This is a genomic window from Prevotella melaninogenica, assembly GCF_018127925.1.
Classification (GTDB): Bacteria; Bacteroidota; Bacteroidia; order Bacteroidales; family Bacteroidaceae; genus Prevotella; species Prevotella melaninogenica_C.
In genome coordinates, this window is the sequence record NZ_CP072348.1 from 1,740,437 (window position 1) to 1,756,938 (window position 16,502).

The following is a 16,502-nucleotide window of genomic DNA, read 5'->3' on the forward strand; positions in this document are numbered from 1 at the left end:
AATAGTGTGCTTGTAAAAACATTCTGTGCAGCTGTTAACGGAATGGAAGTTACCACCGTGACAGTCGAAGTTAGTATCACACGGGGCGTGTTGTTCCATCTTACCGGTCTTGCAGACGGAGCGGTAAAGGAAAGCCATGACCGTATAGCTGCAGCACTTCTTAATACTGGTTACAAGTTTCCTGTAGCCGATATCACCGCCAATCTTGCTCCTGCCGACCTCAAGAAGGAAGGCTCCAGTTTTGATCTCCCATTGGCAATAGCCATCTTGGCTGCCAATGAGAAGATGAGTTGTGACCGTTTGCGAGAGTTTATACTTGTGGGAGAATTGAGCCTTGATGGTACTTTACAGCCTGTTAAAGGTGTGCTACCCATAGCTATTAAGGCACGTGCCGAGAAGTTCAAAGGTATCATTGTGCCGAAAGCTAATGAGCACGAAGCTGCTGTGGTAGACACGTTGGAGGTCTATGGAATGGATAATATCCTGCAAGTAATTGACTTCCTTAATGGTACATCGACTCCAGAACCTTGTTTTGTAGATACGCGGAAAGAGTTTTACGAGCATCAATATGCTTTCGACCTCGACTTTGCCGATGTCCGTGGACAAGAGAATGTGAAGCGAGCATTAGAGGTGGCAGCGGCTGGTGGACATAATCTTATCATGGTTGGACCACCCGGAAGTGGAAAGAGTATGATGGCAAAACGCCTTCCTTCTATCCTTCCTCCTTTGTCCCTTTCAGAGAGTTTGGAAACAACTCAGATTCATTCGATAGCCGGTAAGTTACGCCGCGACACAGGACTGATTACGCAACGTCCTTTCCGTAGCCCTCACCATACTATCTCTGAGGTTGCACTCGTGGGTGGTGGAGCCAATCCGATGCCGGGTGAGATAACCCTTGCACATAATGGAGTGCTCTTCTGTGATGAGTTACCAGAGTTTAATAAACACACTTTAGAGGTACTTCGTCAGCCTTTGGAGGATCGTCATATAACGATTTCACGTGCCAAGTATACGGTTACTTATCCTTGTAGTTTCATGTTTGTAGCAAGTATGAATCCCTGTCCGTGTGGCTATTTTGCTGACCCTACGCATCATTGTGTTTGTACTCCAGGGCAGATTCAGAAGTATCTTGCTAAGATTTCAGGTCCGTTAATGGACAGAATCGACATTCAGTGTGAGATTGCACCTCTCCCCTTCAAAGATATATCACAAGCAACACCGGGCGAGCCGAGTGCTGCTATTCGTGAACGTGTTATCCGTGCGCGTGCTATTCAGACCGATCGCTTTAGCAGTTATCGTAATATTCATTGTAATGCGCAGATGTCTGAGCGTATGATTCATGAGTTTGCCGAGCCTGATGAAGCCTCTATCAAATTGCTCCGTGATGCTATGGAGCGTTTGAAACTGTCTGCTCGTGCCTATAACAGAATCCTAAAAGTAGCACGTTCGATAGCTGATTTGGAAGAGTCAGAGGCTGTACAAGTGCAGCATATCGCTGAGGCAATAGGGTATAGAAACTTGGATAGGAGCGACTGGGCTGAGAGATGAGATCGCTCTCAACCCTATAAAGATTAGGAAAACTAAGAAAACTATGACCCCTAAGATTACTCGGAATCCTAAGACACTATATGAAATAGAAATACAATAACGCCCAAAGACTTAACAAATATATAAAAAACAAATTCAAAAAGACTATGAGAAAGTTATTTGCTTTCGTGTTGTTGCTGCTATCGTTAGCAGTATCAGCACAGACGGATAAGACATTTATGTCTGTAGACTGGGACAAAATAAAGGCAGAAGTGAAAGCTAATCCACAGCATGTTCAGCAGTTAGTTGATATTCTTATCAATGTTGATGCTGATACCACATTGACTGCTGAGGACAAAATCTTGGCTGTTTATGGACGAACTTACCTTAATAATGGTAGGGATATGTTCATGGAACTTGATATGTCGAAAGCCAGGAACGAAGGTAAGTTTGATGTTGCTGCTACGCTTGCAGATAAGGTTCTTGCCAGCAATCCGCTTAATACCAATGCTATTGTATCTAAGATTTATCATTTCAGAAAACTTTCAACCACCGAACCTGATAAATCATGGATGTTGAGCGATAGCCTTAAGGTTTATTCTGTTCGTTTATCACGCATTCTCGATACAATCTTCATGACTGGTGATGGTAGTAAGGAACACCCTTTCTCCGTGACATCAGTGGGGGATGAATATAATCTTGTTTACTTCTTCTTTGGTATTCCTAAGGTGAATAGTCAGATGGTAGTCGGTAGTTGTGATCGTCTTGTTTTGGGTGAAACGAATGCTAATTACACTTCTTCTGATATTTACTTTGATGTAAAACGAGTCTTTGAAATCGAGAATTCTATGTTTGAACAGCAAGGAGGAAAGGGGAAGTAAGTCGGTTTAACCCAAATCGGTTATTAGACCACAATATATATCGTTCTTCTTACTGTGGTATTGTTTCCTAACATCTTTTATTTTCTTATCGGCATCTTGTCTGTCTTTGTAGCTTGACGTAGCCCGCTACGCCTGCGCCCCAAAGCCAAACAATCTGCTCGATAATAAAACAAAATATGTTTAGGCTCTAATGACCGATTTGGGTTAAAAGGCGCTTTTACGCTTTCGTATTTTCTTTATTGAGATATCATAATAGTCATACCCCTTCCCATTTGGGAAGGGGCTTTTTGTTGTTTTATCTTTATTTTGTAATTATTTTTCACACCTTCGCTTTTAAAAGATGCCCTTTTGGCTTCGAAAAGACGCCCAATTGGCTTGCAAAAGATGCCCTTTTGGACGCTTACTAACGCCCTTTTGGAGTCCAATTAAGCACCTTTTGAAATACGATTTTGTAAGTCTTTGATTACTTGTTAGTTATAATAGTCGTCTGGTTGCCCTTTATAATGCTCTTTCGGGATGTTTTTTCGCTTTGTGTTGTAAATAAATTTCAAATCAGTTAAGCGGTTTTCACGTCTGTTCTAATACGCATGATTTATAGTGTAAACACTTTCTTGCTTCTCTTCCAACGCACTAACGATAACTGACTTAGTGTATAGAAGAGAAACAAGAGTGATATAATGGTTCATGCTAATTCTATGAAAGGAAACGATAGGTTCTCACTTTCAATCGTTTTCTATTCTTGTTTTGAAGTTGCTTAGGAATTACTGTCAGTAGAAAGAAAAATCTTTATGATTGTACAAAATGCCTTTTTTGAGTATATTCTATGATCCAAAATGATTTTAACCTATCTTTCTTTTAAGTTTTGTAGGGTAGAAATCAGTCTATAGTCAGTATGGATTAAAGTTGTTATAACTTCAATTTTTGCCCATTTCATCGATAGTTTCGGTGCTTAAAGAAGGATAACAGCAATACGTAAAATCGGTCTTTTAGTTTATTACTCAAGTCGTTTAAAGCTTGTTGTAAACTGATGTTAATATAGCGAGGTATGAGGTTTTCTATATAGATTAAAGTTTTGTCAGATGTTAATACTTGTTGTCAAAGCTTATATTTGTTATTATATTTATTTGTATATTATATATCGTAAGTTGTTGATAATCAGTGAAGAGTATTTATAAAATCGTAACACATCTTGTTATTATCTATTATAAAGCCCTAATTTCGTGTATCTTTGCATACACCTTTTTTAAAAGGGTTCCCGTTTACAAAGACAGGAAATAATTTTAAAAACATAAATCAAATTAACAATCATGAAACCATTGCAAACTGAGAGCAGTTCATGGCATAAGATTCTTGCCGTATTGGTGGGACTCATCTGCACCTTGAACGTAGCAGCTCAACAAATCAATGTAAAAGGTTCGGTAACTGACCAGCATGGTGACCCCGTCATCGGTGCAACCATTATGGAGCAGGGAACCAAGAATGGTGTGGTGACAGATATCGATGGAAACTTCGCACTGTCTGTTGCAAGTCCAAAATCGCGACTCCGTGTGACTTATATCGGTTATAAGACTCAGGAGTTACCTGTGAACAATCAGACCGATTTCAAAATCAAGTTGCAGGAAGACGCTGCTAACCTTGATGAGGTCGTTGTTGTTGGTTACGGTACGATGGATAAGAAGGAGTTGACCTCAGCTGTCTCTCACGTATCTTCTAAGAACTTCACACAGGTAGCAAGTGTAGACCCATCTATGATGATTCAAGGTAAGGTGGCTGGTGTTAGTATTACCAATACTGGTGCTGGTGACCCTAACAATCAGGCAAGTATCCAGGTGCGTGGTGTCTCATCTCGTGCTGCAGGACTTGGTCCATTGATTGTCATCGATGGTGTACCAGGTGGTAACCTTACTAATATTAACCCAAATGATATCGAAAGCTACGACGTCCTCAAGGATGGTGCAGCTTCTGCTATCTATGGTACACGTGGCTCTAATGGTGTTATCCTCGTGACAACTAAGAAGGGTGCACGCGACGGAAACCTCCACACCTCTTATAATGGATCTATCGCTTTAGATGTCATTAAGAAGGATCTTGATATGCTCTCACCTGATGAGTATCGTGCCAACAGATTGGCTTCTGGTACTGGTTATGACCTTGGTGGTTCAACAGACTGGATGAAGGAAGTGAGCCGTGTTGGTGTTCGCACTGTTCATACATTGACACTTAGTGGTGGTAATATCAAGTCTAATTACCGTGCATCGGTAGACTATCGTGATGCAAAGGGTATTGATAAGTACTCTGGTCGTCAGGAGTATGGTGCTCGTATCAGCTTGAACCATACAACCAACAGCGGCTTGATAACCTTCGGTTTGAATATCGCTCCACGTGTTGCCTATCGTAAGAACGCAACTTGGGATGTATTCCGTAATGCTTTAGAGGCTAACCCTACGACTCCTATTTGGGACCCACAGAATCCTACGCTGTACTATAACTTTAAGGGACAGCCTGCTGAGTGGAACCCTATTGAGCAGGAGAAGAGACGTAAAGATACTGGTACAACAAAGTTGATAGACTGGGATGGTACTGTTAAGTTGAATCTCTTCCCATTGTTATTGACCAATCCTGGAAAGCAGGTGTTGACAACACAGTTGACATTCGCTGACCATCAGTATGATAACTATAACCAGTGGTTTAGCCCATCAACCAACACCCGTACTATTAATGCAGGTCGTGATGGTGAGGCTTCACAGAGCTATAAAAAGGAATCTCTCCATAGTTTGGAGTGGATTAATAACTATAGCAACTCTTTTGGTAATCACAACGTTAAGGCTATGTTTGGTTACTCTTATCAAGAGGCACAGTACTCTGGCTTCAATGCAGAGAACAAGGACTTCCCTAACGATGCTCTTGAGGACAACAACTTAGGAACAGGTAAGTTCATGAAGAAGAAAGACGAGCTTGGTATGGGTTCTTATAAGAATGGTTACAAGCTGATTGCATTCTTCGGACGTGTAAGCTATGACTGGAAGGGACGCTATATGTTGACAGCTTCTTTGCGTCATGAGGGTTCAACAAAGTTCGGTGAACATTACAAGTGGGGTAACTTCCCTGCTGTGTCTGCAGGTTGGCGTATCTCTGACGAGACCTTTATGGCAGGAACAAAGAGCTGGTTGACCGACTTGAAACTCCGTGCTGACTTCGGTGTGACAGGTAATCAGGACTTCGAATCATATAAGTCACTTGACACAATGACGGGCTTTGGTTACTATGTCTATAATGGTAAGTCTTATCAAGTATGGGGTCCTGGTAAGAATCCAAACCCTGACTTGCACTGGGAGAAGGGTAAGAACTGGAACGTCGGACTTGATTGGGCATTGTTCAATGGTAACCTCTTCGGTTCTTTCAACTACTTCAATCGTACACAGCAAGACCTCTTGGGTGATACTATTCCATTGTCATCTGTTACCGTGTGACGCTTGTAACCGAAATGGATTTTTCTCATCTTCTTTACCCAACGAGCTTCTGTGTCTACATTAGGCTTGTTAGCTTCTTTGACCATCACTTTCTTAGAAACTTCATTGTTCTCATTCTCTTTTCTGTCCTCAATGACCTCATAAATTTTACCTCCAAGAGGACGAAATGGAGTATTGGTTATACTGGGATTAACAATGGAACCATACTTAATAATTACTCCTTTAGCTTCCAGTTGCTTATTAAACTCCTCAAGAAGGTTATTATACAAATATTAAAAGCATATATAGAATTGTTCGCGAAGTTTTTTGGAGGCTTTTATACTCTTTATTCAACATTCGCTAAACAAGAAAGTAAACAGGTGTGCAGACAGGAGATAACTCCGTGTTCTGCACACCTGTTGTTAGTATAGATCTTGGGGAAGTTTATTCAGTCTTCCACAGTTTGTATCCGTTTTCCCAGTTGCTGGTGTTACTTACCGTCAGCGTGCCATTGTCAAAGTGAAGATTATAGCTAATCTTAGAATTGTAAGGGTAAGGCGTACTCGTCCAGTAGTCTCCACAGGTTCTGAAATAAAAGAGTTTACCTCCCGCATAGCGTCCCATAGCAGGTAGGAAGAAATAGTCGTTGAGCTTGCTTGGAGTTCCCTGTGTTATAGTTTGGGATGGCGGAGTCTCAAAAACTTTTTTATTGGCACGGTTCTGTCCATCAGGAGAAGCATTCTTGAGATCAGTAGTGGTCTTACCTTCCTTTTGGGCAATCACACTTGCTTTTTTGAGCCATATACCGCCAGTGTACAGATGTCCCCACACTGACCAAAGCGTTGTGTTGTCCCAGTGTGGGTCACCTTTCTTGCAGTACCAAAATAGCTCGTTGATGTTAGGACAGTCCTTTGCCTTATTGCTGGCTGCTGTTGGGAATGTGGCTGCGTTGTACCATCGGTCGGCGTCAGAACTGGTTGGGATGTTGGTGCCTGTGACATTTCCTTTTTTCGGCTGGTCGACCTTGTGTCCGTACCAGTACTCTTGTTTGGCATCCCACATATAGTAATCGTCCCCATAGCTTCTGATGGACAGCGTGGCAGGCATGTCATAGTAGCCGTTCGGAGCATACGTGAACTCGCCGAAAGTCTTTGTGATGGCACCTGATACATTTGTATCTTTGTCCTTAACATAATATTTCACGGTGAGCTTGTATCTGCCAGGCATGATAACCATATACATTTGCCCAGTCTCACAGCTTGTTCCTGAAGCATTATTTTGCATGATGAAGCCGTCATTACTGCCCGAAGCCTTGGGAGTCAGCTTAATTGTTTTAGTGTTACCCGAGCCAGTGAGTTCTCCATTCGTGTTTAGTGTGTAGGCTCCCGCAATGTTCTTGTCAGCAGTCACCTCAATCTTCGTCACATAGACATTGGTCAATGCGTGATCGTAATTAGGATTGAAGCAAAGATAGGCTGCTGCATGCTTTAGCTTGAACTTGTACTGTCCGTTAGGCTGTCGTATAGCTTCATCCGATCCACAATCGCCCGAAACTCCGAAATGTAGGGTGTTGTCAGGACCGTTTTGCTCCTGTTCGGAAGCAATTGTCACATTGTTTTCTGTGCCTTTTGCTCCAGGATAATAAACTCTGTACTTATTGTTAGTGTATGTACCAGGCATATTGAATTTGAATGTTAGCACATTCGTCCCCGATACCGTATTGCTGCTTTGTTTGAAAGTATCTGCATCGTCTTTTACAAAGATTTTGTCACCTGTCTCCCAGTAGAAATCTCTTGTATTATAATTAAGCGATGTGCGTGTTGTACTTTCCTCTCCCGTGACGAAACTTGTCTGTGCTATTTCTGTAGTTTCTTTATCAGTATTTGTGATGTTCGCTGTCTGTATATCGTCGTTTGAGCAGCCTGCAGCTGTTAGCAGCAGAGCTGCCATAGTCCATTGATAATATAATCTAATATTCATTTTAGTGTTCTATGTTTCTTTTTGTCTCTATTTTGCTTTTTACTCATCCCATTTTGTTGGCGTACTTTCTTCAGAGATTCTGAAGAAAAAGGAACGTTTGGCACCAGTGCTTGATTCTTCCGATGGACCTGTTTTGTGTTCGCCTTTTTGGTGGTCTCCAGGGTAGGAAGCCTCCAATATTGAGCTGTCAATACTGACATAGATAACTTTAATTTCTGGTCTCTGATAAACTCTATTAATTTGCATTTTATTCATTGTTATCTTGATTTAAATAATGTCGGTGAATAATTCTCGTATAAATTACTTGTAGGGATGACGAAGTTTTTCCTTAATTAACCCATTAAGGTTGTCATCCGTTTCTATAATATCACAGTGACTTTCTTCTTTGAAAATTACTTCAGATGTGTTATTCTAGTTGCAAAGATAGGATTATTTTTTTGTTTTACCTATTTTTTTTGTTAAGTTATAGAAATAATATAGAATATATTCTGAAAAAGAAAATATAGATATCAAGATAGTCTTTTCTATTTCTGTTGGATATGCATCATATGGCTATGGGATACGGTGAGCATTGCTGTTTGAAATATATCTGGCAGCAATTAAATACGGTGAGCGTAGTAGCGGGGAATATGAATCTGACAGAAACAATTCTCGTTGATACGCAGCTTTTGATTGGGTTAATGATAAGTATGACGAAGTTATCTTCTTATTTACAAACTTTTGGGGAGAGTTATATTTGCGTTATAAGAGTGACAGGGTATTACATTTGTTTATGTGCAGATTGTTACCGATGGTTTCGCTTCAATGAGTGGTGACGATGGTTACATGACACGTTATAGCCATACTGCAAAAGATGAGAGTTCCCCAGAGGTTCCTTTGACAACTATTGTTGCTAAATTGAAGGCGAAGGGTCTGAAACTTGGTGTTTACGATAGCCCATTCTGGTATCATTATACCAATCCTAATGCCGTTATCCCAGGAACTGATGGTATCAAGGTGAGCAGTCTGGCTTACGATCCAGCAAAAGATAAAGACATTAACCCAAGTTTAACCGGCAAAATTATTTTTCATAAATTTTCGGGATGTTTTGTGTAGTATCAATTTGATAAATGGTTGATAATCAAGTATAGGGTATTGTAACGAGGAGTAAAATCTGATTTGTAGGACACAGTCATATCAAAATTATTTTGTTACTTTGCACTCATGCACGCAAATGTACAGACACGATTCAACCCTGCCACAGGGGACATGGCTCCTTATTATCGCATCAAGGAGTCATATCGTGATGTGCAGGGTCATGTACATTCGCTAATTCTTTTGAACATCGGGTTCGAACCTTCACTTACTGCTGTACAGGTTCGAAAAATTGCATACGCTCTTACCGAACGCTTCAAAAACAGAAGTACACCCTCGCTTTTCAAAGAATACCTTGACGGTCTTACTCCTATTGAACAGGCAAAGGCTGACGAATGGTGGAGCCGTATGGAGAAAGAAGGTGGAATCGATCGGTTTAATAAGGAAGAGCAGAGGTCGCTGAGAAAATATGAGAACTACATAGACCTTGAGACGGCAAACTATACTGACGCAAGGAATGTCGGTGCTGAGTGGCTCTGCAAGCAGACAATAGACAAGCTGCAATTAGAGGGTTTCCTGCGCAGAAACGGCTGGACTGAGAATACGATACACACGGCTTTGTCAGCATTGATTGTTCGCACAGTATATGCAGTTTCTGAACGTTCGTCTTATTATTATTTGCGCGATAACTCGGCTGCCGCTGAACTTTATAGTGGAGTTCCTGGCTGGACACCAGGAATCAATTCTCTGTATAAAGTCACTGACAAATTATATGAACTAAAGGAACAGTTAGAGCGTCATCTGTGCAACGTTACTGACGATCTCTTTAATATAGACAACAAGTTGATGCTCTTCGACTTAACCAACTTCTATTTCGAGGGCAGTAAGCGTAACAGCGACAAGGCCAAGTTCGGTCGGTCAAAAGAAAAACGCTCTGACTGTAAGCTACTTGTACTTGCACTATGTATCAATAAAGAAGGTTTTATACGTTATTCTTCTATCTTGGAGGGTAATACAGCAGACCCCAAGTCTCTGCCCAATATGATTGATACGCTGGCAAAGAGGAATCCATCACGAACAAAGGGTACGCTCGTTGTCATGGATGCAGGTGTTGCCACGGAAGAGAACTTGGAGCTGATCAAAAGGAAAGGTTACAATTATCTCTGCGTGTCTCGTACGAAAATGAAGGACTATACGCTCAGTGATGATAACAAGAGCGTTACAGTAATGGATACCCGCCGGAAAAAGATAACGCTGAAAGAGATTAAGACAGAGGATGATAAGGATTATTATCTCGAAATAACATCTCCTTCGAAAGCTATGACAGAGTCGTCCATGAACAGGGCTTGGAGAGAGCGTTTTGAGATGGAACTGCAGAGGATAAACAATGGAATCTCCAAGAAAGGTGGAACAAAAACCTATGAAAAGGTTGTTGAACGTACAGGACGTGCCATACAGAAGTACCCTTCTATAGCGAAGTTCTACCAGATAAGCTACATAAAAAACGAGAAGAAACCCAAGGAGATGCTGCGTGTAGACTGGGAGATAAAAGACCTCTCGGCAATGGAATCTGGTCACGGAGTCTATTTCCTCCGCAGCAATGTCAGGACACTTTCTGAGCGTGTAACATGGGAATACTACAATCTCATTCGTGAGATAGAATGTACGAACAGACAACTAAAGAATGATCTCAACCTCCGTCCTATCTATCATCAGAAAGATGAGCGAAGCGACGCACACCTCTTCTTCGGTTTATTAGCCTACTGGGTGGTAAACACCATCCGTTGTCAATTAAAACGAGAAGGAGAATCCTGTTACTGGACCGAGATAGTACGACGTATGAGCACCCAAAAGCTCGTCACCACAAAAGGAAAGAATCCATTAGGTGAAATCATCGAGATGCGCCAATGTAGTAGTCCTTCGAAGCAAGCAAAACAAATATACGATAAGTTGAACTTAAAACACTCACCATTCAAAAAGAATAAAATTTGTAGGACACAGAGCACATAAGAAAAACGAGGAAAGTACGGTAACAGTAACAATTAGGCGAAGGTGGGTGTTAAACTTGGGTTAAGCATCCTGGTTCAAAGGATCAATTTGGTTGGGTAGTAACAGATCACCCTGGTGCAGAGCAGTATTTTGAAGGATTCTTCAAGCACTATTCTGATTTAGGCGTAAAGTTCGTACGTATGGACTTCCTCTCTTGGTATGAAGATGGTATGAACTATACTGACGTTATCGACAAGGGTTATGGCCGTGAGCGTTATGTAAAGGGTATGCAGTGGATTAACAAGTATGCGCAGAAGTATGGCGTATATGTTTCACTTGTAATGCCTCACTTGCATAACAATGCTCTCATCGAGAGATATGCGGGTAATATGGTACGTATTGATACCGATGCTCTTGAGGGTTCTTGGTATCGTTTCTCTGATAACAACCGTGGTAGCCTTCGTGGTGGATGGCCAAACTCAGAGAATGCCTTTGATGGTTTCATCAATTGGTCAAAGATTTCTGGTCGTAAGAAGATTCGTCTTGATGGCGACTTCATTCGTATCGGAAGCTATGCTGATGATAATGAGAAGATGTCTGTTATCTCTCTTCCTTTGATGGCAGGTGGACCAATCTCTATCACAGATATGCCAACTGGTGACGACTTGAAGTTCTTCCAGAACGACGAGATGCTTGCTTTGAATAAGGATGGTTTCGTTGGTCAGCCATTGGAGCGTAACCTCTGGAACACAGATGGTGAGATATGGTACGGTCAGATGAAGGATGGCTCTTGGGTTATCGGTCTCTTCAACCGTGATCAGGCAGCTGCAACTCGTTCTATCGACTTGACAAAGGTTGGTATTACGGGTACTTGGTCTGCACGTGACCTTTGGAAGCATGCTGATGAAGGTACTGTAAGCGATAAGATTGAGGCAGTCATTCCTGCACATGGCTGTAAGATTATTAAGCTGACAAAGTAAAGACCTTACTTGCTGATTACTTAAATCAGTAGAAGATTATAAACAATCGGGCCAAACGGATTCTTCCGTTTGGTCCGATTTTGTTATAGGGCTTATTAGGCTAATAGGGCTAATAAGCCTAATTATTTCTATTAGCCTAATAAGCCTAATAAGGCTAATTGGTCCAATTAGGCTAATAAGCCCAATAGGGCAAATAGCCTATTATTTTTGTCGTATTTTTTCATATCTTGATTTTTAATAGCTGCTCTTTTGGCTTCGAAAAGACGCCCAATTGGCTTGCAAAAGATGCCCTTTTGAGGTCTTACTAACGCCCTTTTGAAGCCCAATTAAGCACCTCTCACTTCCTGATTTTATAAGTGTCTGATTACTTGTTAGTTATAAATAGGGTGCAAAGAGTCGTTTTTATTCCTGCATTTTGTGAAAAATAACCTTGTTATTGTAAATATATTTTTCTGTGTTTTGATAAAAGTACTAAGGTATGTTAATCTCAATATAGCTCCATTGTAAAAATCTGAAAATCAATTATATTTGTCACAAATATGAGAGCTATGTTATTGAAAGACTTCTTCCAGATGTTCCCCGATGAGGATAGCTGCGAGAACTACCTTAGAGCTGTTCGAGAGGAGATAGGTGTTGTGTGTCCTAAGTGTGGAGCTACAAAGTATAAATGGCTGCCTGGAAGGAAATCCTTTCAATGTGAAAACTGTGGCAACAGAATCTCGTTGACAAAGGGTACCGTTATGGAACATAGCAAACTACCGCTGTATGATTGGTTCTTTACTGCGCACATGATGACGTCCATCAAGCAGGTATTGTCGGCTAAGGAGATCCAGCATCAGCTTGAACTCGAATATTACTCTCCCGCATGGTTGATGATGATGAAATTGCGAGATATTATGGGGCAGAGGGACAGCATCTATACACTCTCTGACCAGATAGAGCTCGACTTGTCATATTTCTCAACTTCCTTCATTTCAGAGGAGGGCGGAGAAAAGGTCCTTAAGAGTAAGAAAACTCCTGTGTTGGTAATTGCACAGAGTAAAGATGCAGGTTCAATCCTAAACGAATACCTATCAGACAATACTGACACAGAACGATTTAACAAAGCCTCTAAACTTATGAAGCAAGCTAACAGAAGCAAAGTGAAGAAAGCTGTCCGTTATATCAAAATGTATGCATTGCCTGATAGTAAATACAAGACACTGGCGCCTTATGCTCAGAAGTCTGTGAATCAGGATTCAAAGATACATTCTGACGGAGGACATAATCTCATGGGGTTGAAGAAGACTCTGACAGGTCTTGTTCAGCATATTGAGACTGAGAGCACCCCTCACGAGGTTGTTACCAAAGTCTTGCCATGGGTTCACATCGTTACAGGAGAATGCCGTAGTAGTATTGATGCGATTCACAAAGAAATCGATGAGCGTTTTCTCCAATTATACTTGAATGAGTATTGTTGGAAATTTAATCGTCGTTGGTTTAGGGATAGTAAAAAGCCAGAATATGACTTGTTCAGACATCTGATGAAGATAGCAGTACAATATAAATCCAGCATAAAATGGCATGACTATGAGGCATACTTTGAAAGTGTTTAAGGTTTGTTAGTACTTTTATCAAAACACAGAAATATATTTCTTAGCTGTATGTGGCGTGTGCTAAAGTAGGTTTGCTTGTCTTCGCTTTGTTTTGGTAGTATAAAACAAAGCAGCCGCATTACCAGTGGGGCAATGCGGCTGCGACCTAAGTTTCAATAAAAAAATTCAGAGAGTATCTTATAGTTTAACGCTGAGACCTACATACCATGTTGCGCCGTATACAGGAGCATACATGAAGGCTGCGTCGTCTGTGTGTTTCTCGTCTTGAATGTAGCTGAAGATGTTCTTAGCACCTGCATAAACAGTACATGTACCGAAACGTTTTGCAGCACGGCAGTTGAAGATCATGAAGGTGTTTGTCTTCTTAATCTTTGATGTTGCACCATTGTCCTCAGAGTTATAGTCGATGTACATTTTTCCCTGCAATGAGCTTGTGAGAGAGAAACTCCATGTGCCAGGGGTATAATCGAGGTCGATATCGCCAGTCATTGCTGGGAAACGAGAGATGTTACGACTGTCCTTAGCATACTGTAGACGCTGTGGGAACTCTTTTACAGTCTCATCGTTAGGGTCTGACCAGTCTGCACGCTCGTGTTTAAACTTACCTTGATTGAAAGTCCAGTTAATACCAGCATTGAAGTTGCGGAAGAGGTTTGCCTTTGCACCTAATTCTACACCCTGTACGTAGGCATCGTCAACATTCTCCCACTGGTAAGAGTAACCGAACTTCTTAACCTCATCGTCTGCAGGAGAGAACTGAATCTTATCCTTCAAGTTGGTGCGGAAGATGTTGATGCTGAACTGATACTTCTTAGCATAATAGTCTGCTGAGAGGTTGTAGCTAATAGCACGCTCACCCTTAAGGTTAGATGATTTCCATACACGTGGCGAACCACTACAGAGGTGGAGGTCCTCAGAGAATCCGTAAGGAGCACGGAAACCTGTACCTACATTAGCACGAAGAACGAGTGAAGGAGTCAGTTCATATTTGATAGCAATACGAGGATTGACGGTTGTCTTACTAAACTTAGTAGTTGGGAAGGCGCTATCAGAAACCTTTACGCTGGTAGCATACTCCTCACCAGAGCTATGAGAGTCGACGCGGATACCTGGTACAACGGTCAACTTTGGTGTCACGTTCCACTCATCCTGTACGAAGAAGCCGACCTCGTTAGCATGCTTCTTACCAATAGAAGTGTAAGGAACGCCATAGTAAGGACTTGTCTTCTCGTCTTCAGCAGAGATGACGTAGAGTCCAGTCTCACGCAAACGAGTGAAATAACCCTGTACACCACCAAGCAATGTATGGCTGCCAAGGATAGAAGTAAAGGTGATAGATGGTGTCACCGTATTCTCCTTAGCAATGTATGGACGCATCATAGAAACGTCAGGTTCCGCACCATCTTGGTCTGGATGTGCTGGATCCTTGTGAGAATCCATGTAGTCATGGAGGAAGGTATCGTTTGTTGCCTGACGCTTATGATATACATAAGCTGTTGTGAGGTTCAATTCTGAGTGCTTACCGATAGGCAAGGTGTAAGCAAGGTCAGCTGAAAGACGGTTGGTACGGATGTCTTCTGTACCGTCAGTGTATGGGTTCATATATTGATCATTCGTCATGACACCACCGAAACGGTGCTCATCAATCGCCTTACCACGCAGTACGAGCTTATCGTTCTTAGCAAAAGGCTGATAGAAGTAAAGGCTGAAACCAAGGTTATTCATCGTCTCATTTACGCGATCAGAGATACCATCCTTGTTCTTTACTTCCTTACGTGTAAGACCATTCTGTGTGCGGTCGATAGCATCCATCTGTGTACGCTGTGCGAATACACTCAGACCGATGTTGTTATAACGCATAGATCCAGAACCCTTATAGCTCTTGAAGCCAAAGTTTCCGAACTGAATATCACCATTAACAGATGGCTCAAAGGTTGGTTCCTTTGAGATAATGTTGATAGCACCAGCAACGGCACTACTTCCATAGAGGGCAGAACCGGCACCCTTAACTACCTCAAGACGGTCGATGTCATTGGTTCCAATCTGCTGCAAACCGTAAACACCGGCAAGACCAGAGTAGATTGGCTCACCATCAATGAGTACCTGTGTGTGCTCAGCACCCAATCCTTGCATACGAACCTCAGAGAAATTACAGAACTGGCACTGCTGTTCTACGCGGATGCCTGGTACACCTTCAAGTGCTTCGTATAAGTTCTGGGCATTCTTCTTAGTGATAGCCTGTGATGTCAGAACCTCGGTACGGATAGGAACATCCTTTACAAAGTGGCTGGTACGAGTACCAGTTACAACGACCTGGCTTAACTCTAATGGGTCTTTTTCCAGTTCAAAGTAGACTTCAGAACCTTTATTGTTAACCATATCTACCTCTTTTTCCTGCTGCTGATAACCAGCGAGTGTAGCTATGATAACTTGCCTTCCTACAGGAAGATTACTTAATTTAAAGTGACCCGAAGCATCGCATTGAGTTTTAAGGTTCGTACCTTTTACTTGGATTACGGCATGAGAAAGGTGTTTTCCACCTTCTTTTGCCTTCACATCACCGAAGAGCATTGCGTCGGTGTTTTGTGCCATGGATACAAGAGAGCATAACATGGCGGTCAAGATTAGTAAATATTTCTTCATTATGTTATTATATGGTTTGTAAATAACTTTGCAAAGTTATGTTTTTTTTATAAACGTGTCAATACCGAATAGTAGGTATTGTGAAGGTTCTTCCGTTAAATACGTAGATTGTTTATAGAATGAGATTCATCCACATACATGGTATGATTAGCTCCAATAAGATGGTTTTATAAAGGCTCAACACCCAATAACCATCCCTCAACACCCAACAACCATCACCCAACACCGGTATAATTAGCTCCAATAAGATGGTTTTATAAAGGGGGATAAACTACATGATAAATGTCATTAGGTACGAAGTCTATCTGTCTTCACAAACAACTTATTTCCTTATTACTTGAAGTTTGTAAACTATTTTCGTGCAGTTCAAAACCAATATATACT

Annotated in this window: 7 protein-coding genes and 4 pseudogenes; 7 read left to right on the forward strand and 4 right to left on the reverse strand. The window is 41.5% G+C overall.

Annotated elements, in window-relative coordinates; all coding sequences use genetic code 11:
* Positions 1-6 precede the first annotated feature (6 nt).
* The 3 genes and pseudogenes from J4861_RS12545 to J4861_RS12555 all read left to right on the forward strand — a co-directional run.
* On the forward strand, positions 7-1,548 hold the full coding sequence (locus J4861_RS12545) for a YifB family Mg chelatase-like AAA ATPase (protein ID WP_211817106.1): 1,542 nt from the start codon (positions 7-9) through the stop codon (positions 1,546-1,548).
* A gap of 146 nt (positions 1,549-1,694) precedes the next feature.
* Positions 1,695-2,408, forward strand: coding sequence for a DUF4919 domain-containing protein (locus J4861_RS12550; protein WP_211817107.1), 714 nt, complete (start codon positions 1,695-1,697; stop codon positions 2,406-2,408).
* 1,307 nt (positions 2,409-3,715) lie between these two features.
* Positions 3,716-5,848: pseudogene (locus J4861_RS12555) on the forward strand (SusC/RagA family TonB-linked outer membrane protein); the annotation flags it as partial.
* Here J4861_RS12555 and J4861_RS12560 read toward each other — a convergent pair.
* From J4861_RS12560 to J4861_RS12570, 3 genes and pseudogenes are all read right to left on the reverse strand, one after another.
* Positions 5,848-6,147, reverse strand: a pseudogene (locus tag J4861_RS12560) (IS5 family transposase); the annotation flags it as partial. The pseudogenes J4861_RS12555 and J4861_RS12560 sit on opposite strands and share 1 nt — an antisense overlap.
* 154 nt (positions 6,148-6,301) lie before the next feature.
* On the reverse strand, positions 6,302-7,837 hold the full coding sequence (locus J4861_RS12565) for a hypothetical protein (protein WP_211817108.1): 1,536 nt from the start codon (positions 7,835-7,837) through the stop codon (positions 6,302-6,304).
* A 39-nt stretch (positions 7,838-7,876) separates the two neighbouring features.
* Complete coding sequence (locus J4861_RS12570) at positions 7,877-8,092, reverse strand: hypothetical protein (RefSeq protein WP_211817109.1); 216 nt, start codon at positions 8,090-8,092, stop codon at positions 7,877-7,879.
* Positions 8,093-8,608: 516 nt separating this feature from the next.
* On the opposite strand from J4861_RS12570, the pseudogene J4861_RS12575 reads away from it, so the two are divergent.
* The 4 genes and pseudogenes from J4861_RS12575 to J4861_RS12590 all read left to right on the forward strand — a co-directional run.
* Positions 8,609-8,875 (forward strand): annotated as a pseudogene (locus tag J4861_RS12575) (signal-peptide-containing protein); the annotation flags it as partial.
* Positions 8,876-9,040: 165 nt separating this feature from the next.
* A complete protein-coding gene (locus J4861_RS12580; RefSeq protein ID WP_211817110.1) occupies positions 9,041-10,921 on the forward strand; it encodes an IS1634 family transposase in 1,881 nt (626 codons plus the stop codon).
* Between the two features lie 59 nt (positions 10,922-10,980).
* Positions 10,981-11,880: pseudogene (locus J4861_RS12585) on the forward strand (alpha-galactosidase); the annotation flags it as partial.
* A 548-nt stretch (positions 11,881-12,428) separates the two neighbouring features.
* Positions 12,429-13,475 (forward strand): IS1595 family transposase, encoded by a 1,047-nt coding sequence (locus tag J4861_RS12590; RefSeq protein ID WP_211817804.1) that lies wholly within the window; start codon positions 12,429-12,431, stop codon positions 13,473-13,475.
* Positions 13,476-13,652: 177 nt separating this feature from the next.
* On the opposite strand, the gene J4861_RS12595 is transcribed toward J4861_RS12590, so the two are convergent.
* Positions 13,653-16,118, reverse strand: coding sequence for a TonB-dependent receptor (locus J4861_RS12595; protein WP_211817111.1), 2,466 nt, complete (start codon positions 16,116-16,118; stop codon positions 13,653-13,655).
* Between the last annotated feature and the right edge of the window lie 384 nt (positions 16,119-16,502).